The following is a 20,697-nucleotide window of genomic DNA, read 5'->3' on the forward strand; positions in this document are numbered from 1 at the left end:
ACTTAGCTTCATCAGCGTACTAAATGGAAAATATCTAGGTTATTTTTGGAGCAAATCACATGACTTGAAAAAACTTCTGATATCCATAGCTCTGCTGCTCCTGATTGGTGCAGGGTACTTTACCTACGAAAAATGGGTGAAGCATTCAGATCTAACAGCCTGGAGTTTTATACCTGCCGATGCGGCAGTTGTCATTGAAGCTGAGCTTATTGAAGACCTTGAGACGTTCCAGGGATATTCAGTTTCTTCAATACTAAATGAGTCTTCTGGATTGAGGAACCTAAGAAACGGTCTGGCTTTTCTAGATTCGATCAATGGAGATGGTGGATTCACAGCCATTTTTGATGATGCACCAACGGTGACCTCAGCCCATAAAGTATCGAGTGATGAGATTGATTTCTTGTTTGTCATTGAGCTGCAAAACATATCCCAAAATACGTTCGCTAATGCGGCTATCGGCCGACTAAAGCAGCAAGGATATCGATTTAAGACACGGAATTATAACGATTTCAAGATCAGCGAAATTTCACGTCAAGGCAAAACGCTTACTTTCATTTTCTACAAAAATTTCTTCCTTGCCAGCTTTACTCCTTATTTAATTGAAGATGCTGTGCGTGCAGTAAACGATGAGGAAATGATGTCTTTTCAAGAAAGGTTCACTGAGCTCAATGAAACTGGAGTGACAGGCCTTGCTGCCGTATTTGTAAACTATCAGAAATTTGGAGAGCTCCTCAGGTCTATTTCAAGTAATGAAGTGGTATTCCCTATTGAAGCCGGTAATTATGAATTGGTGCTGGATTCTTCTTTTATTCAGCTATCAGGATTTTCCTATTCAGATGAAGGATGGATAGCTACACATAAAAATCAGCCCGCACCTTTCGAAATGGCTGAAGTTGTTCCTGAAAATACTGCATACTTTTATCACATAACGTCTATGGCTTTTTCCACCTGGAAAGAAGAACAAATCAACTATCTGAGATCTTCAAACCCATCAATAAAAGCCTATCAAGACTCATTAAAGTCACAATATGACTTCTACGCAGATCAGGTTTTTGACTTGGTTGACAATGAGATTGGAATTGTACATTTAGAATCTCCGCGTGTACGAGATCAACAAAAAATGTTCCTTATTGAAGTAAAAAATCGTGAAGAGTCGTTGAACTTCTTCAGCCAATTGACGGAACGCGTAGCTCTTGCAAGAAATGACTCTGTATATACCGAATCTTACAGTGAAAATGAGATTCGATTTCTTCCAATTAGTGAATTCCCTTCGACAATTATGGGAAATTTAGCGGCAGGTTTTGAACAATGCTTTTATATAAGTTATCGCAATTACATCATTTTTTCTAACGACTTACAAGGATTGAAAAATCTCATTTCTGCGATTAAAAATGAAGATACATGGGGTAAGTCTATTAGTATGAACAACTTCTTGGCCCGAGCCAATAACGCCGCTAATGTCAGCCTGTTTGTAAATATCCCTCGAGCATGGACAAGTGTTCAAAATCTGGCGAAAACTAGCTGGAATGATCATTTCGCAATGAATGCGCCAATTTATAAAACCATGGACATGGCAGCCTTTCAATTCAGCTATATCGATGGTCGCTATTATACGAATTACACTTTCTCACAGCCTGTGAAAAGGTCTAGAAGTATTCCTAAAACCAGCGCTGAAAACGGGGTAAGATTCGTTAGCAAGCTCGTTACCAAGCCGCATTTGCTAAGGACACACGCACATAAAAAATTTGACATTCTGGTTCAAGACAGCACCAACGCCATTTATTATATGGATTCGGATCAGAATACGCTTTGGTCTAAAACGATCGATGGCCAAATTATAAGCAAAATCCATCCTATTGACTATTACAAAAACGGTAAGCTGCAATATCTTTTCTCGACTGATGGGCAAATTCATATGGTAGACCGTACCGGAGCTGATATTCCTGGATATCCGAAGACACTTCCTGAAAAATCATCCATCGAACACCTGAATCTCATAGATTATGATCTGAGCCGAAATTATCGAGTGGCGATCACCGATATTGATGGCCGTGTATTCCTCACCGACAAGGATTTGAACGTTTTAGATGGATGGAATCCAAAAGCATTACGTAGAAAAGCCCTTTTACCAATGGATCATTCGCGATTGGGAAGGTTTGATGTGATGATTTCATTACAAGAAAATGGAGCCATTAATCTCATGAATCGAAGAGGCCAAATGATGAGTGGATTTCCTTTTGATACAAGACAGACACTAGATAATAGCTACTTTTTAAGAAAATCGAATGCGCTTGGCACCTCTTCCATGACTGTGATATCAAAAGGAGGAGAACTAACCGAATTGAACCTTGAGGGTGATGTGATCAAACGCGACCAACTCATAAAAACAAGTGCTGATGCAAGGTTTAGATTAATCCCTGATACCGGCGGGGATTCATTTATTGTGGTGAGAAAAGAAGGTAATACATATGATGTCCTGGATGATACCGGAAACCTTCTATTCAAAAAAGATTACCTATCTGAAGGACCTATCTTGATTCAATATTATCAATTTGGTGCTGGTAAAGACTTAGTCATTTTTACAGACAAGGCTAACAAGACATTGTATATCTATGATAAATCAGGTAATCTAATCACTGGCAATCCGCTGAACTCCGAGAATGAGGTTAGCCTAATCTATTCAAGTGCAAAAAGAGAATTCCAGGTTTTCACCACTTGGGATGCCAACCTGGAACTCTACAATTTCAATTATTAATCACCTGATAAGTAATGATCTGAATCCCATCATCGAAGGACTGATGGTATTCCTCTTTCAGTCTGTGAGGAATAGAATAATCACCAAAGAGACGAACGCCATCACCTAATACGATCGGATTGACTTTCAATTTTATCTCATCGATCATCCGGTTTTCCATTAACCATCCAGCAAACATTCCGCCACCGCATAGGTAAATGTCGCTCCCGATTCCATTCTTCAGCTCTGCCAAAATATCCAACTGAATTGGCACCACTTTTACCAGATCATTTTCATTTTCAAATGAAAGCATTTCTGAAAATATAAAATGTTCCATATGCGGATAAGCTGGGCTGCCTGGCTTTAATCCATACTGATAACCAAACTCATAGGTCTTTCTTCCCATGATCACAGTGTCAAAAGACTCAAGGTCATACGTATATTGTTCCACCCCCTCGCCTTCATGAGCAAACATGCTAACATCATTGTCTTTCCCTGCAATATATCCATCCAGAGAAGTAGCTACATAGTAAACGATTTTTCTCATATGTGCACTGTTGATATTAGACTTCAACCGTTTTCCACTTACCACGCTTAAACAGCACGATCGCTACTATAGCATACAAGCTATGGCAAAACGCTATGCAGAAAAAGACGCCGTTTGGACCCCAATCGTAAACTATTGCCAGTAAATATGTCAATGGAATTTGTATAAGCCAGAAGACCACAATGTTGATCCAGAGAGGAGTTAACGTATCTCCTGCTCCATTAAAAGCCTGACCTATAACCATTCCATATGCAAAGAATATATATCCGAAGCATATGATTCGCAGTGCATTAATCGCTGTTTCTAAAACCACTCCCGACTGGTTGAAAATTGCCAAGACCTGATTCGAGAATATGGAGAAAACAATGGCTACTGCAATAAGGAATATCGTATTCCATTTAGCTGTTCGCCAGACTGATGTCTCTGCTCGATCGGGACTTTTAGCGCCAAGGTTCTGACCTACTAGCGTAGCAGCCGCATTGGCCATACCCCAAGATGGCAATAGCGTGAAAACAATGACCCTAAATGCCAACTGGTAGCCAGCCACAGATTCTGTTCCAAACTCCGCTACTATTCGAACCAGGAATAGCCAGCTAAGTGTTTCAACCAAAAACTGACCTATACCAGCCGAACCTATCTTGATAATCTCGACAACCGTCTTGATACGTATAACGAAATTTTTGATTGTCAGCTTAATCAGAGAGCTTCCATTGAATATATGCACTAGTTGATACACTACTCCAATGGATCTTCCTGTCGTAGTTGCGACCGCCGCTCCTTCTACACCCATGGCGGGCATTGGTCCTAGCCCAAAGATGAAGATTGGATCCAGGAGTATATTTAAACCATTGGCCAGTAGTAGAGATTTCATGGCAATTGAAGCATTGCCTGCTCCACGAAATATTCCATTGATTAGGAAAATCAAGATAATACTCAGGTTTCCAGCATACATGATTTTTGTATAGCCAACTCCTTCTGCTATCAGATCAGATTCTCCTCCCATCAATGCGAGGATGTCTTCAGCAAATAGAAAACCAATTGCTCCGAATATTACACCAATGACAATGGAGATAACAATTGCTTGAAAACCAGCATCTGCTGCTCTAACAAACCTTTTTTCACCAACTCTACGAGCTACAATCGCAGTAGCGGCCATACTTAAGCCTACCGCTAGTGAGTATATAATCATTAATGGCGTTTCTGTAAGCGCCACAGTAGCTATTGCATTTACGCTGATTCGTGATACGAAAATCATATCAACCACCGCAAATAGTGACTCGCCTATCATTTCAGCAATCATGGGTATGGAAAGCAAGATGATTGCACGGTTAATACTTCCGGTTGTGAATTCAGTTTCTTCACCCTTAAGTGCAGAAACAAAGAGTTTGTAAACTCTGGATATAGAGAATGATTCTTTCGTCATTTCTAAAATAAATTAAAATGTGATGACATGCGTCTCAAAACGACACAGTCTTGAAATTGTGAACTATAACAAATGGATAGTTGAGATACCCAGCCTAGGGGTTACCCTCTGATGCGAGAGGGCGTGGTATTTACAATCTCTGCGAATAGAATCATAAGGACACAATAGTAGTATATTTTTTTAATTATCAGGTTCAATTATTTTGATTTTTATCACAATAAATTGGAATTTCTTTATTTCCTTCAAAATTGTCTTGAAGCATATATGTTTTCCATTTTTTGCATTTTAATTGGTTAATAGGCCTAAAAAACTACTAATTTTAGCCTTTTATGGTCAATAACCAAGTCTGCGTTTTAATCCTAACATTCAATAAACCCTGCGATAATCTTCTAAAAATACAATTCATATCTTTAGAATTGATTATTTTGGCATCCCATGGAACACGACTATAGCCTGTTAGTAGAAAATCTAAAAGGGAGAAGGTATGATGAGGCTCTTAGAGAACCTATACTTTCTGATGCTTTTCACCAGTCTGGTTACTCCGATTGCCTACTCTATGCATTGGAGTCTATGGTAGAGATTGATCCGTCATATGCGTATAAAGTGTATGCCAATTCTCGAAGAATACATGAGATCATAGCCAAGTCACTCAAAAAACGTGGTTATGATGTAGACTATCGATATCAAGGAGCTTTGAAAACCTATTCGAACATCTTGCTATATGGTGATGTCGAGATTATTGTAATCAAGAAGAATCTATCAGATAAACCTCACCGAGATGTCCAAACCCTTGCTATGGATCTAATGGACATTCTTACTAAAGATCCCAGCTTCAAGACAGTGGATTACAGTGATAAAACACGAATAAGGATCACGGCTCAAAAGCCAACATGCGAAATTGACATCCTTCCTTCCTTGTGGGTGAACAGCGCTGAATATGTGAAAACAAAAAATGAAATCTACAGGGGAATTGCCGAGTTTGATTTTGCTAACAAGAAGGTAAAGAAATACCTCCCTTTTCTAAATATAGCTCGGATCAATTCGCGTGATCAGCATACAAACGGTAACTTAAAAGCTCTTTGCAGACTTTTAAAAACCCTCAGGGCTGATTCTCATGATAAAATAGGTCTTCGTGATTCAGAGATTAATTCCATACTATACAACATGCCTGAAGTAGAATTATCAGTTCCTGCTAATAAGGTTCTTTCGCTGTTGCCTAAAGTAGCTTTGTTGCTTGAAAAGCTTTCCACAGACACAAAATACTTTGCCCATTTACTATCTCCTTCTGAGAAGGATCGTGTCTTCGGAGGCAGACCTGAGAAACAAAAAGAGATAAAGAAACTCAGTGATGCCCTAAATGCACTTATTGAAGACATCAAAAAAGACCTAAGTAACAGCAACAAAACGATAGGTTCCGAAATCGCCTACCTTGAAGACTAAGCAATTAAACCAGCTCTTTTTAATAAGGCCTCAGGTGATGGCTCTTTTCCTCTAAACTTTTTGTAAAGCTCCATTGGATGCTCTGTTCCACCTTTACTTAAAATATTCTCTTTGAATAAGCCGGCCGTTTTTTCGTCAAATACACCGTTTTGTTTAAATACAGAAAAAGCATCAGCATCCAACACTTCGGCCCATTTATAGCTATAATAGCCGGCAGCATATCCTCCTGCAAAAATGTGACTAAACTGAACACTCATATTCGTCCCAGATACCTTAGGGAAAAGCTCCGTTGCGGCAAATGCCTTTTCTTCAAACTCTCCTACACTGCTCACATTCTTCGCTTCTTCCCATGAAAGACTGTGCCATGCCATATCTAATAAACCGAAACTCAATTGTCTAACGGTAGCATATGCCTCATGGTAGGTTGAAGATTTCTTGATTCGATCCACCAGATCATTGGGAATTAACTCTCCGGTTTCGTGATGTTTCGCAAACATGTCCAAACACTCCTTCTCGTAGCACCAGTTTTCCATGATTTGAGATGGCAGTTCTACAAAATCCCAGAAAACACTTGTTCCCGAAAGGCTCTGATATTTTGTATTGGCAAGCATGCCATGAAGCGCATGTCCAAATTCATGAAAGAGGGTTTCTACTTCGTTAAACTTTAACAGTGAAGGATGTCCGGCTGATGATGGAGTGAAATTGCACACGATACTAACTTGTGGCACTATGCGCTCAGTCCCCTCATACTTTTGACCTCTATAAGAAGTCATCCAGGCACCTCCTCTTTTACCGTCTCTGGGAAAAAAGTCCGCTAAAAAGATTGATACCACCTCTCCTGATCTATTCAAAACCTCATAAGCCTGAACATCTTTATGATAGACCTCCAACTTATCATTAGGTCTAAATGAAATACCATATAGACGTTCCGCTGTTTCGAAAACACCATTAATTACATTTTCAAGTTTGAAATATGGCTTGACAAGCTCATCGTCCAACTCATACTTCTCCTTCCTCAGCTTCTCAGAGTAATAGGACCAATCCCATCTTTGCAATGCAATATCATCCCCATTGGACTTAACAAACTCCTTAATTTCCTCCACCTCATCTTGTGCTTTTGGTAAGCTCTTTTCTAAAAGGTCATTTAGGAATTCGATCACCTTATCCGGAGATTCTGCCATCCGCTGTTCCAGCACATAATGAGCAAATGTTGGGTAACCCAACAAGGAAGCAAGTTCGGCTTTTAAGCGTATAGTCTTCAAGATCAAATCCTGATTGTCACGTTCATTGCCTTTGAAACACTTGCACATATATGCCTTATAAAGCTTCTCTCTAAGTGCCCGATTGTTGGCATACTCCATAAACGGAATGTAGCTCGGAGCTTGCAGGGTAAATATCCAGGCTGAATCATTTCCCTTCCGTTGTGCCAGCTCTTTTGCCCTGGCTTTTACATCTTCAGGAAGGCCAGACAGGTCATTCTCGTCGGTAATAACCAATTCATAGTCATTGGTTTCAGCAAGTACATTTTCAGAAAATGAAAGCGACAGTTTTGAAAGTTCTATGCTGATTTCCTTGAAACGTTCTTTTTTAACTCCTTCCAATTCTACCCCACGTCTAACAAAATCGTAATAGGTCTCATGAAGTAATTTTTGCTGCTCACCGGAAAGTTTAAGTGATTCTCTTTGATTGTATACTTCCTTCACACGGAGGAACAAATCACTATTCTGCTTCACCTCACTACTAAAGGCTGATAGCTTAGGTGATACATTTTGTGCGATTTTTTGAAGTTGGTCGCTCGTTTCTGCAGAGTTTAGGTTGAATAAAATGGTAGAATTTCGCTGGAGTTTTTCTCCACTGCTTTCAAGCGCTTCTATTGTATTTGCAAAAGATGGTTGCTCCTCGTTATCAATTATTCCCTGAACTTCTTTTTTTGCCTCAGAGAGTGCAAACTCTATGGCTTCTTCATAATGCTCAGGAGCTATTTCAGAAAAAGGTGGCATTTGGAAAGCTGTATTAAACGAAGATAGAAGTGGGTTCGACATCCTTTAAAATTTTATTGTAAATGGTCGGCAAAGGTAATGGCTCAAGGGGTTTACTTTTGCAAAAAAATCAGATCTTATGAGGTACATATTGCTGGCATCTGTTTGCCTTTGCTCATTCTTTTCTAAAGCTCAAAATCCTTATAATAATTTGAGCACACCTTATGCGTCTGTTCGGACGTTTCTAGAAAATTTGCAGTCGGAATCATCCAATGATTCCGTTGCGGCACTTCCATTTTTATCTCAAGGGAGATCTATTGGTGAAGCCAAGAAAGCTGCCGTAAAATTTAAACGTGTATTGGATGGAAGAGGGATTTATCTCTATTTGGATGAAATACCTAATACCCCGAACTATCTGGATTCAACAAGTAATCGCAAAAAGTATGTATTGATTGATACCTACCCAAAGATATTTTTGCTCAAAGCTGAAAATGATAATTGGTATTTTTCAGATTCGAGCATTGATCGTATAGATGAGCTTTATAATGAAACCTTTAGATTCGGAACCGGTAAGTTGCTCAACCTTTTGCCAAAATTAGGCACCAAAAAAACCTTCGGTTTATATGCCTATCAGTATATCACTATTTTCATCTTAGCACTAATCAGTGCGCTTGTCTACAAGATATTTGCATTTTTTACTGAGCGAATATTCAGTAGGCTTGTCAGAAGGTTTAACTATGAGAGCGAAACATCAGAGAAATACCTCTGGCAAATAGCACGACCTACCAGTGTCTTCATCATAGTCTTGCTTCTACTACTCTTCACTCCTGCGCTTCAGCTTCCTGTCACCTATTCAAAATATGTCAATCTAATCTTGAGAGTGATGGTGCCTCTTTTTGGAACTGTGATTATGTATCGTCTGGTATCCATAGCAAGCGTGTTTCTTATGCGGATGGCACAAACCACGGAAAGTACTCTGGATGATCAGTTGGTGCCGCTTCTAAGGAAGACTTTAAAGACCTTTGTGATCATCATTGGTACGCTCTTGATTCTGGATAATTTGCAAGTACCTATTCTTCCCTTGCTTACCGGTCTCTCAATTGGAGGTTTGGCATTTGCACTGGCAGCTCAGGATACAATCAAAAACTTTTTTGGGTCGGTGATGATTTTTATCGACAAACCTTTTCAGGTAGGCGATTGGATCACCTCAAATGATGTGGATGGAACTGTTGAAGAAGTTGGCTTTCGCTCTTCACGTATCCGAACTTTTAGAAATTCATTGATATATGTACCGAACAGTAAACTCGCAGATAATACTATAGACAATCACGGACTCAGAAAATATAGAAGGTTTTATACCCAAATTTCAGTGACTTACGATACGCCACCTGAAATGATCGAAGTATTTGTAAAAGGATTGAGAAAAATAGTAGATGACCATCCAAAAACCTGGAAAGACAATTATCATGTCTATTTCAATGAAATGGCGTCCAGCTCATTAAATATCATGTTTTACATATTTTTCAATGTGCCAACGTGGGGTGAAGAGCTAAAATGCAGGCATGAGGTTCTAATGAGTATTGTAAGACTTGGAAAAGACCTTGGTGTCAATTTCGCTTTCCCTACGCAAACTCTACACATCGAGAACTTGCCGGGCCAACCTTCGCTTTCTCCGACTTACCCATCTGGTTCAGATGCGGAAATGAAATTGGAGACATTCTTCAAGAAGAATTGACAAGCTTAGTGTGCCGCGGCACTCATTAGGTGATGACCTTTGATCCAATCAAACCGATTGAATTCAAGCAGCTTGGTTTCTGAGTCGTCATTGAAGATTTCCTCAATGACGATGAAATGCCTGTGTTTGTCTTTGGCTATGTAACCCAACAGGATGTATTCCCATTCGTTTCCATCCATCATGAATTTCAAAACATGAACTGATATTATGTCTTCATTGTGGCTGTACTGAGCAATCAGCTTTCCTCTTGAATTGTCATCCTTCACATATTCAGCCTTCTCTGCCCACAGTTCATCATGACCCATATAGGCATGAATGACAAGGTCTCCGTCTAGCTTGGTATGATTGTGAATTTGTTTGATTTTAAAATGATCAAGTTCATGAACTTGAGGGTCGCTAACGTAGTAACCCGTATAAAATTGACCAGTAGAATAAAATGAAACGGTTAGCAGAAATAAGGTGATTAGCTGCTTCATTGCTATAATTTTTAAGTGATAAATTAAAAATCCATAGCGGTTGACTCCTCAAGGATATGAATATTTCCAGAAACAATGTCCAAAACAGATCGCCAGAATAAAATCATTTCGACAAAACAAAGAAGCTTCTCCACCAACAGCCGTTTTTGGCATATTTCCTGAGCAGCGACTTAATTGATAAATTCGTCTTTTCGCTCAAAAATCAATCAATAACTATGAAATTCGGAACCAAAGCACTTCATGCTGGTATTGAGCCAGACCCATCCACAGGGGCAATCATGACTCCTATCTTTCAGACTTCTACGTATGTACAAGATGGACCTGGGATTCATAAGGGATACGAATACGCACGCTCACAGAATCCAACCAGAAGTGTACTTGAGAAGAATATCGCAGCACTCGAAAATGCAAAATTTGGAAGATGCTTTGCTTCTGGGATGAGTGCCACAGAGACAGTAATAAAGACATTACGGCCAGGTGACGAAGTGGTTTGTACGGCTGATCTCTACGGTGGAAGCTTCCGTCTTTTCACACAAATTTTTGAGCAATTTGGGATCAAGTTCACCTTTGTGGATATGAGCGAGCCAAAGAATGTTGCTGCTGCTATAAGCGATAAAACCAAACTTCTTTGGATAGAAACACCAACAAATCCAATGTTAAACATCATTGACATTGAAGCAATTAGCTCAATAGGTAATAAGCACGGTGCTAAAGTCGCAGTAGACAATACGTTTGCCTCTCCCTATTTGCAAAATCCATTAGACATGGGAGCGGACATTGTCATGCATTCTGTCACAAAATATATTGCCGGTCATTCTGATGTAATTATGGGTTTTTTAGGAACCAACGATGCGGAGATAGATAAACAGTTTGGTTTTATTCAGAATTCAAGCGGCGCTGTACCAGGGCCACAAGATTGTTTTCTTGCACTAAGAGGTATCAAAACTCTACATCTGCGCATGCAAAGGCATTGTGAAAATGGTGAAGCCATCGCCACATATCTAAGAAATCATCCAAATATCGATAAGGTATTTTGGCCGGGATTTGATGATCATCCAGGCCACTATCTCGCCAAGAAGCAAATGACAGGATTTGGTGGAATGATCTCATTCATTCAAAAAAATGACAGTCTCCAAAAGACTAAAGAGACGCTTAGCAAGTTTAAATTATTCAGTCTTGCGGAATCTCTTGGTGGCGTAGAATCATTGGTTGGTCATCCGTCTGGCATGACACATGCTAGTATTCCTAAGGAAAAACGGAAGGCCGGAGGATTGTCTGACACTTTGATTAGACTGAGCGTTGGCATTGAGGATATTGATGATCTTGTTGCAGATATTGAGCAAGCAATCAAATAGACTTATATATTCAAAAGAAAAATAGTACCACTGATTCTCTTTTTTTTATGCTAGGTCGAAAAGAATATTCTATCGAATTCGAATCGAAATTAGTGGTATGAATTTAGTTGCTATATTCGACGAAATAGTGGCTGATTTAATCCTGAATAGCTAAAATAATTGTACAGAACAACGGATGAATAAATTCAAACATGTGCTAAACGAGATCCTTCGCTCACTGATGATTCAGTTGATGTTTCATCATTTCAAGAAAAATCTAGCGCTACTCGCTGTTTGGGTAATTGTAATCGCGGCATTTTCAGGTGGATTAGGTAAGGTGTACGGTATTCACTACCTATTTCTCGATCCGGAATATCTTGGAAAAGTGAGTTTCTGGAGCTTCTTCATTGTAGGTGTTGCTTTTGGCAATCTTATTATGGCCTGGCATATTACTACATATATACTTGATGGACACAGGTTTAGGTTTATTGGGGTTCTACAAAGACCATTCACCAAATTCTCACTGAACAACAGTCTCCTGCCCTTCCTTACACTACTACTTTACATCATTCTGCTGATACGCTTTCAGATAAATAACGGCTTTGCTGATTCCATTGATATAGTCGTATACATTTCCGGATTATTGCTTGGGATCATTGCCATGCACCTCCTTATGATCCTCTACTTCAGATTTACCAATAAGGATATTTTCATTTTTCTAGCGGGTACTCTGGATAAGAAATTACGAAAAAACATTGTCAGTAGAGATCGAGTGATGAGCAGAGTTCGAGAAAACAAAGCTGATGAGTACAATGTGACCAATTATTTGGATTTACAGTTTAAAAAAAGAACGACGGAACATATTGTCAACTTTGGTAATCGAGAAGCCATTATTAGAGTTTTTGATCAGAACCATTTCAACTCTGTTTTGGTGGAGCTTTGCATCATAGGTGTAATTCTTCTGCTCGGATTTTTCATGCATATAGAGTTTCTGCAAATTCCAGCAGCCGCAAGTTCACTACTCATTTTCGCAATTGCCGTAATGCTCGTTGGCGCAATCAGCTATTGGTTTAAAGGTTGGGGCTTGGCTTTCGCTATGGGCATTTTCATCCTTGTCAATGTTTTTGTGAAAACAGGTTTTGGCAAGGGCATCAATCAAGCTACCGGCATCAATTATGATACGATCAAAACAGAATACTCTATTGAGAATCTGCAAACTGTGCATTCCAAAGAACAATATGTTCATGACAAGCTCCACATGCTTGAAACATTGGAAAACTGGAAGTTAAAATGGAAAAATCCAAAAGATCAGAAAATGGTTTTTTTGTGTGTCAGCGGTGGTGGCCAACGAGCTGCCTTTTGGACACTCAATGCCCTACTAAGTGCTGACAGTTTGCTAGATGGCAGGTTAATGGATCAAACCGTTCTCATCACTGGTGCCTCTGGTGGCGTCATAGGAGCTGCGTATTACAGGGAAATGTTTAGGAGAAATCCACAAATAGCTATCTCTGGAAGTAGGAATTTACTGCTGAGTAGAATTGGGAAAGACAATTTAAATCCTGTAATATTTGGACTTCTCGTCAATGATCTCTTCTTCAAAATGCGGACTCATGAATACGCAGGAAGAACCTACAGTATCGATCGTGGGTATGTATTTGAACAAAACCTAAACAGGAACCTTGGCTATGTCTTCAATCAGCAAGTAGACGACTATCTCGATGAAGAAAGAGCTGCTAAAATTCCAACGTTGATTATGTCTCCCACCATCGCTAATGATGGAAGAAAGCTTTACATCTCGTCCCAGCCGATTTCATTTATGGGAGTCTCATCAGATATTCTTGAAGATCCAAATCAAAAAATCAGAGGAGTTGACTTTCAGGGCCTATTCAAGACCAATGAGCCTGAAAAACTTAGCTTTCTTTCAGCACTGAGAATGTCAGCTTCTTTCCCATATATTACCCCGAATATCAGTTTGCCTGCTGAGCCTCGAGTTGAAATAATGGATGCAGGTATTTCTGACAATTTCGGCATATCAGACGCCATCCGTTTTGTAGATGTCTTTCAGGACTGGATCACAGAAAATACAGCCGGCATAGTGTTCCTTGTTGTTCGCGATACTAAATCAAATTCTCCCATTGAAAAAAGACCCAACCCATCAGTCATTGATCGACTAACCTATCCTATTGCAAGTGTTTACAACAACCTCACCAATATGCAAGACATAAACAATGACGCAAGAATAGAGCAAATGAAAGGTTGGTTTAAAGGCGAATTTGAAATTGTAGAAATTGCTTACGATTCGTTTGAGAAAAACAACTCATCTTCAGAGGTAGAGCGAGCATCTCTAAGCTGGCACTTAACCGCCAAGGAAAAACAGCACATTCAACAAAACATTTTTATCGATAGCAATCAGGACGCAATAAGAACATTACAAGAAATACTCAAAAACTCATCAAATCCTTAAAGCGTGAAGTCTGTCTCCTACTCACCTCTACTTCGGTTCCATTTTTTAGATACAATCGGATAGTTCCACTAAACCATGGTTCAATTTTATCGATCCATTTCATATTAATGATTTGTTGTCGGTTAGCCCTGAAGAAGACTTTCGGATCAAGTCTGCTCTCCATATATTGAAGTGTCTTTGGAATCATTGGCTTATGATCTTCGAAGTAAATCCTGGTATAATTATCCCATATTTCAAATAGCCTGACATCCTTTAAGGTTACAAACCAACACTTCTCGCCATCCTTTACAAAGACCTGACTGTTCTCATTTAATACATCTTTTGCCTCTTCTTTCTTTTCAAGATTCTCAATAACACGCTGCAAGGCCAGTGTTAGTCTGTCATCAGTTATAGGCTTTTTCAAGTAATCTAACGCGTTGTAATCAAATGCCTTTATCGCATATTCACTGTATGCAGTAGTGAATATTATCTGAGGTACTTCATCTAACATTTCCAGAAGCTGGAAACCGTCCTTATCTGGCATCTGGATATCTAAGAAAACCAAATCTGGCTTTAATTCTTCAATCATGGTCTTTGCATCATCTGCATTTTCCGCCTCGCCAATCACTTCAACTTGTTTGTGATTTTTTAGGAGAAATTGAAGTTCCTGACGAGCTAATCGGGTATCATCTACTATTAACGCCTTCATTGTACTAGTGGTAATTTTAGTTTAGAGCTGACCATATTTCCTTGCTGAGTCAATTCAAGATCTGGCTCGCTATCAAATAATATTCTAATCCTGTCTGTGGCATTTTTTAATCCAATGCCGCTGCCTAAATTTTTCTTCAGCTTTCCCGTATTACATACTTCAAGCACAAGATTTTTTCCCTCTCTACTCACAGATATTAGAATATCTCCACCATTCTTGACCTGTGAAATCCCATGCTTAACAGCATTTTCCGCCATCAATTGAATAAGCATGGGAGGAATTCGACATTTTCCTAACGCTTTACTTGTCAATATTTCATAGTGCAAGCGATTCTCGTAGTGTATACTTTCAAGCTCAAGATACTTATTCACTATTTCTAGTTCTTCATCTATTGTAACCTTCTCATTGTCATTGAATTGAATGGAATACCTCAGAAGTTCAGACAAGTGAGAAACCATATCACGGGCTTTCATGTGATCCTCTAAGATCAGAGCCCTAATATTGTTCAATGCATTGAAGAGAAAGTGAGGATTGATTTGAGCCTTAAGGGCAATCAATTCGGCATCTTTTACCGCTGTTTGTAGCTGCCACTTTTCAACCTCCTCTTTTTTGTAGTTTCTAAAGAAATAGATAATCAGGTAAACAGCTGTCCAAAGACTGAAGTAAACAAGTGTTTGAAAGGAGAACAATAAAAAGACTAACGGGCTGAAATTTTCAACATCAATTATATCTGTGGTCAGCATTGTATAGCCAACCACAATCCCATTTGCCAGTATAGAAATCACAATAAGTGTTGGAACCAACCTAAAAATGAGCTTTTGAATTTTAAGTTTCAACCACCCATCTAATTTCATTTTGTACCTCAAAAGGTGCGTCGAGAGAAACATGACTATCGCTCCAAAAAATTGAGCCAAAATAACCCATACATCTACTGTGTCATAAAATAGAAATGATACAATCACTCCTATCATGGCGTAGGTGAACCAGCCAATAGATTGCAAAAGCCAATATGAATTGTTTCTAGTCATGAAGTATGAACCTTGCTACAAATAAAATCTTTATAACCATCCTTGTTCATACTGTTTGAAGCGAGTGGTCATATGTATACGATGAATGGAAATAAAAAAGCCCGCTCACAAACTGCGAGCGGGCTTTCTTGTAATCATCTTACCTACAAGAAATTCTCCACTGAAGTGTAAGGCATATCAAATGCTTCCGCCACTCCTTTATATACAATTTCACCATTGATCACGTTCAAACCAAGTTTCAACTCATTACTATCATTGCACGCCTGTTTCCATCCTTTGTTAGCTAATTGAATCGCATAAGGCAACGTCGCATTTGTCAGCGCCAAAGTAGAGGTATAAGGTACTGCGCCAGGCATATTTGCAACACAGTAGTGCACTACATCATCGATAATGAAAATTGGATCCTCATGGGTTGTTGGCGTACAAGTTTCAATACAACCACCTTGATCAACTGCAACATCTACCAATACTGTTCCAGGTTGCATGTCTTTAAGCATGTCTTTAGTAATAAGATTTGGTGCTTTCGCTCCAGGAATTAGTACCGCTCCGATAATCAAATCATGGGTACTGATGAGTTCGCGAATGTTGTATTCACTACTCATGAACGTATTGACATTCGCTGGCATTATATCGTCCAAATATCGCAGCCTTTGAAGATTTAAATCCAGAATGGTAACATCTGCACCCATTCCAGCCGCCATTTTAGCTGCATTTGTTCCAACGATTCCACCACCTAAAATCATAACCTTAGCAGGTCGGACGCCAGGAACTCCACCTAAAAGAATACCACGTCCTTTTAAAGGCTTCTCAAGATATTTGGCTCCTTCTTGAACAGACATTCTACCTGCTACTTCTGACATAGGAACCAATAATGGCAATGATCTATCAGGTTTTTCCACGGTTTCATATGCAAGGCAAACAGCTCCGCTCTCGAGCATAGCTTTAGTCAATGGTTCATATGAAGCAAAATGGAAGTAGGTGAAGATGAGTTGATCCTTTTTACATAACTTATACTCGGGCTCAATTGGTTCTTTTACCTTAATGATCATTTCGGCTATATCATAAACTGCCTCGATCGTGGGAAGGATTTTAGCTCCTGCCTCTTCATACTGATCATCAGTAAAACCACTACCATCCCCAGCCGTTGACTGTATGTAAACTTCGTGACCTCTTTTAGTAAACTCTACTACCCCGGATGGCGTGACTGCCACCCTGTTTTCGTTGTTTTTAATCTCTTTTGGAACGCCTATTATCATGGTTAAAGTTGTTAAGGGATGGCAAATATAGGGTGTGCTCATTATAGACAACCAAACAATTCGAAATACAAAATAAGGATGATAGGAATTTGAATATTATTAGAATTTAATTTTTATTTTTCAAATAAATCAAAATTTTATATCTATTTAATCAAGTCATCATACTTGAAACCCAGTTTTATATGGAGGCAACCTTTTTTAAAAGTGGATCGTTTTCCGTATTTTTGAAAGTGATAAAGGATGAAAACAATTAAATCTCTTCCATTATGAGCGAGGCTAAAAATAAAACCAAACTATCCATTTCAAAACAAGAAGTTCTCCAAGATTATCGACTTGCAGTAGAGAGCAGGGAAGCTAGTCTGATTGGTAGAAAAGAAGTTTTTATGGGCAAAGCAAAGTTTGGGATTTTTGGTGATGGCAAAGAGATTCCTCAAATAGCAATGGCTAGGTATTTCCAGAATGGAGACTGGAGGTCAGGATACTACAGAGATCAAACCTTTATGATGGCAATAGGGCAGCTGAATACGCAACAGTTTTTTGCTCAGCTTTACGCTCATACAGATGTTGATGCCGATCCCGCTTCAGCCGGAAGGATGATGAACGGTCATTTTGCAACACGCTACCTTAATGAAAAGGGAGAATGGCTTACCCAAACTGACAAAAAAAATAGCAGTGCAGACATTTCTCCTACTGCCGGCCAAATGCCGAGACTACTCGGGTTGGCTTACGCATCTAAACTGTATAGAGAGAATAAGGATTTAAGTGAGTTAGAAGACTTTTCCATCAAAGGCAATGAAATTGCATTTGGTACTATTGGTAATGCATCCACCTCCGAAGGTCATTTCTGGGAAACAATGAATGCTGCAGGAGTCCTTCAAGTACCTATGGTAATGTCCGTTTGGGATGACGGGTTTGGAATTTCCGTTCCTCAGAAATACCATACCGTCAAAGAGAGTATATCTGATGCGCTAAGCGGTTTCCAGAAAACAAAAGATAAGCCCGGCTTTGAAATACTAAAAGTAAAAGCCTGGGATTACGTTGGACTGCTAGAAACATACAAAAAAGCTGTTGATCTAACGCGTAAAACACACACACCGTGTTTGATTCATGTAGTTGAAGTAACTCAACCGCAAGGACACTCCACTTCCGGATCTCACGAAAGATATAAAACCAAAGAAAGATTAAACTGGGAAAAAGATCATGATTGTATCTTGAAGGTGCGAGAATGGATTGAAAATGAGAAGCTGGCAACCGAAGAAGAACTGAATCAGCTAGAGAAAGAAGCCAAGCAAGCCGCTAAGCAAGCAAAAGATGCTGCTTGGAAAGCTTACAGCATTGACATTAAAAAAGAAGTCGAAGAAGTTCTTAGCCTAATTGAAAAAGCTGGTATTTCATCAGCAAAAAAATCAGAAATATTATCCATCTCTGAAGAACTCAGAAAAGAGTTGAATCCGGAAAAATCACATATCGTGAGAGCTGCCAAAAAAGTACTTAGGTATCTAAAGAGTGAACATTCCGGAGAAAAACAAAATCTCATTAATTGGCTTGAAGAAAAAAGCGAGTCATATCACAATCAATATAGTTCTAAGCTATATAGTGAATCATCGGATTCAGCATTAAACATAAGCACCACACCTGCGACATATTCTGACTCTAGTGAACTAGTTGATGGAAGAGAGGTTTTGAATGCTTGTTTTGATCATTTACTTGCCAACGACCCAAGAATATTTGCTTTCGGTGAAGACGTTGGAAAAATCGGAGATGTTAACCAAGGGTTTGCAGGCCTTCAGGAAAAATATGGTGAGCTAAAAGTTACTGATACCGGAATTCGTGAAACCACGATTATTGGACAAGGAATAGGAGCGGCAATTAGAGGTTTGAGACCAATTGCCGAGATTCAGTATTTAGATTACTTACTCTACGCGCTCCAAACGCTATCCGATGACCTGGCTACTTTACAATATCGAACGTTTGGCGGACAAAAGGCTCCATTAATCATAAGAACCAGAGGTCACAGATTGGAAGGTGTATGGCATTCGGGATCTCCGATGGGCATGATTCTTAATTCCCTGAGAGGCATGTTCGTGCTTACACCGAGAAACATGACTCAGGCTGCAGGTTTCTACAATACACTCATGTCGAGTGATGATCCAGCTCTAGTTATCGAATCCCTAAATGGATATAGGCTGAAAGAACGGGTTCCGGAAAATCTCACAGAATTCAAACTCGCATTGGGCGAACCAGAAATTTTAAGATCAGGGACTGACGCTACTATCGTAACCTACGGTTCTACATGTAGAGTAGTTATGGAAGCTGCAAATCAGTTGGCTGAAGAAGGTGTAGAGGTAGAAGTGATTGACGCACAAACTCTTATTCCATTCGATTTGACAAATACAATCGTTGATTCATTAGAAAAAACGAATAAGCTAGTCGTTGTTGATGAAGACGTAGAAGGAGGAGCTTCGGCATTTATTATGCAACAAATTCTAGAGCGAGATAACGGATATTTTCACCTAGACTCAAAGCCACTAACAATAACAGCTAAAAATCACAGGCCTGCATATGGAAGTGATGGTGATTATTTCTCTAAGCCGAATGTTGAAGAAGTGTTTGATAAAGTATATGATCTTATAGCAGAGGTTAATCCAGAGAGTTACCCGAGCATTTATTGAGTAATGTCTTTTAGAACGAAATCTTGTGTGGTAACCTCATTACTCTTATTACCTTCTCTATCATAAATGTAGAATTTTGCTCGAATAACATCATCGAGAAAAGCTAATCGGAGTACGGCAGATTGGATAGAATACGTGAATATTCCACTCTTTCCCTCTGGATCATACTGGGGTATGCGCCCATTGAAAACACCTATATCGCAAATGTCTGTGCCGAAAATCTGTTGATAATTTAGTGGTACATAATCAGAACCAACTTTCTTTTGAAACTCAATTATAAAATTGAAATATGTTTCAATTCGATGAACCGGAAGAGCCGAAGATATTCTTTGCGTTCCCGCATCAGAAGGGACTATATTTCCTCCCTCACCCACAACATAAGGAGTTAGAGTTGTATTTGATAAGAATGTTCCGTCCTGATTAGTTAGCCCTGGACATACCAGCGGCACATCATTCAAATTCTCCGAGAAAAGCTCTTTACCAAATGCTAAAATTGGATAATCACCTTGTGAGCTTTCTACGATAAGGGTATTATTTGAAATGCCAATAGGAATGAAGTTTTCGGTGATAAGTGGAGCGGTATATATTGGAGGAACAGCTTCATTGATATTTGCTTCAGTAATCACACTATCCCTTGAATCTAGATATACATCATATTCATTAAATGGCGGCAGTACATCCTGAGACTCTATCATGCCTATATCTCCATTGCCATCCTCGAACGAAAAAGTGAGGATAAGTGAATCCGTTGTAGCTCCGTCATAAAAAACGATATCCTCAAAAGCTATTTTAGGAGTGTCAGGAAAAATATCTTTGTCAAAGCAGCTTGTAAGTGCAATGATCATGATCGGTAACACATATTTTAAGAGTCGATTCATATGATAAAAACAAAAATAATCTACTTTGCCCCTAATGACTTGG

General features: G+C 39.2%; 14 protein-coding genes. 6 read left to right on the plus strand and 8 right to left on the minus strand.

The window, feature by feature from the left end; translation table 11 throughout:
• Window positions 1-64: 64 nt before the first annotated feature.
• Window positions 65-2,755 carry a hypothetical protein gene (locus tag ACL8WY_RS02520; RefSeq protein ID WP_436516759.1) on the plus strand — a complete coding sequence of 897 codons (2,691 nt, stop codon included), beginning with the start codon at window positions 65-67 and terminating at the stop codon, window positions 2,753-2,755.
• On the opposite strand, the gene ACL8WY_RS02525 is transcribed toward ACL8WY_RS02520, so the two are convergent.
• Together ACL8WY_RS02525 and ACL8WY_RS02530 are read right to left on the minus strand one after the other, a co-directional pair.
• Window positions 2,745-3,281 carry a dihydrofolate reductase family protein gene (locus ACL8WY_RS02525; RefSeq protein WP_436516760.1) on the minus strand — a complete coding sequence of 179 codons (537 nt, stop codon included), beginning with the start codon at window positions 3,279-3,281 and terminating at the stop codon, window positions 2,745-2,747. The genes ACL8WY_RS02520 and ACL8WY_RS02525 overlap by 11 nt on opposite strands.
• A 16-nt stretch (window positions 3,282-3,297) precedes the next feature.
• Window positions 3,298-4,704 (minus strand): MATE family efflux transporter, encoded by a 1,407-nt coding sequence (locus ACL8WY_RS02530; RefSeq protein WP_436516761.1) that lies wholly within the window; start codon window positions 4,702-4,704, stop codon window positions 3,298-3,300.
• Window positions 4,705-5,139: 435 nt separating this feature from the next.
• On the opposite strand from ACL8WY_RS02530, the gene ACL8WY_RS02535 reads away from it, so the two are divergent.
• On the plus strand, window positions 5,140-6,144 hold the full coding sequence (locus ACL8WY_RS02535) for a hypothetical protein (protein ID WP_436516763.1): 1,005 nt from the start codon (window positions 5,140-5,142) through the stop codon (window positions 6,142-6,144).
• Here the strand turns inward: ACL8WY_RS02535 and ACL8WY_RS02540 are convergent.
• Window positions 6,141-8,186: a M3 family metallopeptidase gene (locus ACL8WY_RS02540; protein ID WP_436516765.1), complete on the minus strand. Its 2,046-nt coding sequence runs from the start codon at window positions 8,184-8,186 to the stop codon at window positions 6,141-6,143. The two genes, ACL8WY_RS02535 and ACL8WY_RS02540, sit on opposite strands and share 4 nt — an antisense overlap.
• A gap of 76 nt (window positions 8,187-8,262) precedes the next feature.
• On the opposite strand from ACL8WY_RS02540, the gene ACL8WY_RS02545 reads away from it, so the two are divergent.
• Window positions 8,263-9,858, plus strand: a complete 1,596-nt coding sequence (locus ACL8WY_RS02545) for a mechanosensitive ion channel family protein (RefSeq protein ID WP_436516766.1) — start codon at window positions 8,263-8,265, stop codon at window positions 9,856-9,858.
• Window positions 9,859-9,863: 5 nt separating this feature from the next.
• Here the strand turns inward: ACL8WY_RS02545 and ACL8WY_RS02550 are convergent, their stop codons facing one another.
• The gene (locus ACL8WY_RS02550) at window positions 9,864-10,334 is read right to left on the minus strand and encodes a hypothetical protein (protein ID WP_436516768.1); all 471 of its coding nucleotides are present in this window, start codon (window positions 10,332-10,334) and stop codon (window positions 9,864-9,866) included.
• A 215-nt stretch (window positions 10,335-10,549) separates the two neighbouring features.
• Between ACL8WY_RS02550 and ACL8WY_RS02555 the strand changes: the two genes are divergently transcribed.
• Both ACL8WY_RS02555 and ACL8WY_RS02560 read left to right on the plus strand, forming a co-directional pair.
• The gene (locus tag ACL8WY_RS02555; RefSeq protein WP_436516770.1) at window positions 10,550-11,689 is read left to right on the plus strand and encodes a cystathionine gamma-synthase; all 1,140 of its coding nucleotides are present in this window, start codon (window positions 10,550-10,552) and stop codon (window positions 11,687-11,689) included.
• A gap of 175 nt (window positions 11,690-11,864) precedes the next feature.
• Window positions 11,865-14,132: a patatin-like phospholipase family protein gene (locus ACL8WY_RS02560; protein WP_436516771.1), complete on the plus strand. Its 2,268-nt coding sequence runs from the start codon at window positions 11,865-11,867 to the stop codon at window positions 14,130-14,132.
• Here the strand turns inward: ACL8WY_RS02560 and ACL8WY_RS02565 are convergent.
• The 3 genes from ACL8WY_RS02565 to ald all read right to left on the minus strand — a co-directional run bounded on the left by ACL8WY_RS02565 (window position 14,110) and on the right by ald (window position 17,104).
• Window positions 14,110-14,820 carry a LytR/AlgR family response regulator transcription factor gene (locus ACL8WY_RS02565; protein ID WP_436516772.1) on the minus strand — a complete coding sequence of 237 codons (711 nt, stop codon included), beginning with the start codon at window positions 14,818-14,820 and terminating at the stop codon, window positions 14,110-14,112. The genes ACL8WY_RS02560 and ACL8WY_RS02565 overlap by 23 nt on opposite strands.
• Window positions 14,817-15,848 carry a sensor histidine kinase gene (locus tag ACL8WY_RS02570; protein ID WP_436516773.1) on the minus strand — a complete coding sequence of 344 codons (1,032 nt, stop codon included), beginning with the start codon at window positions 15,846-15,848 and terminating at the stop codon, window positions 14,817-14,819. The genes ACL8WY_RS02565 and ACL8WY_RS02570 overlap by 4 nt, the downstream gene beginning before the upstream one ends.
• A 143-nt stretch (window positions 15,849-15,991) precedes the next feature.
• Window positions 15,992-17,104: an alanine dehydrogenase gene (ald, locus tag ACL8WY_RS02575; RefSeq protein ID WP_436516775.1), complete on the minus strand. Its 1,113-nt coding sequence runs from the start codon at window positions 17,102-17,104 to the stop codon at window positions 15,992-15,994.
• Window positions 17,105-17,370: 266 nt separating this feature from the next.
• Between ald and ACL8WY_RS02580 the strand changes: the two genes are divergently transcribed.
• A complete protein-coding gene (locus ACL8WY_RS02580) occupies window positions 17,371-19,776 on the plus strand; it encodes an alpha-ketoacid dehydrogenase subunit alpha/beta (RefSeq protein WP_436516777.1) in 2,406 nt (801 codons plus the stop codon).
• Here the strand turns inward: ACL8WY_RS02580 and ACL8WY_RS02585 are convergent.
• Window positions 19,770-20,654: a hypothetical protein gene (locus tag ACL8WY_RS02585; protein WP_436516778.1), complete on the minus strand. Its 885-nt coding sequence runs from the start codon at window positions 20,652-20,654 to the stop codon at window positions 19,770-19,772. The genes ACL8WY_RS02580 and ACL8WY_RS02585 overlap by 7 nt on opposite strands.
• Window positions 20,655-20,697: the final 43 nt, after the last annotated feature.

The organism is Ekhidna algicida, assembly GCF_051379705.1.
Taxonomy (GTDB): Bacteria; Bacteroidota; Bacteroidia; order Cytophagales; family Cyclobacteriaceae; genus Ekhidna.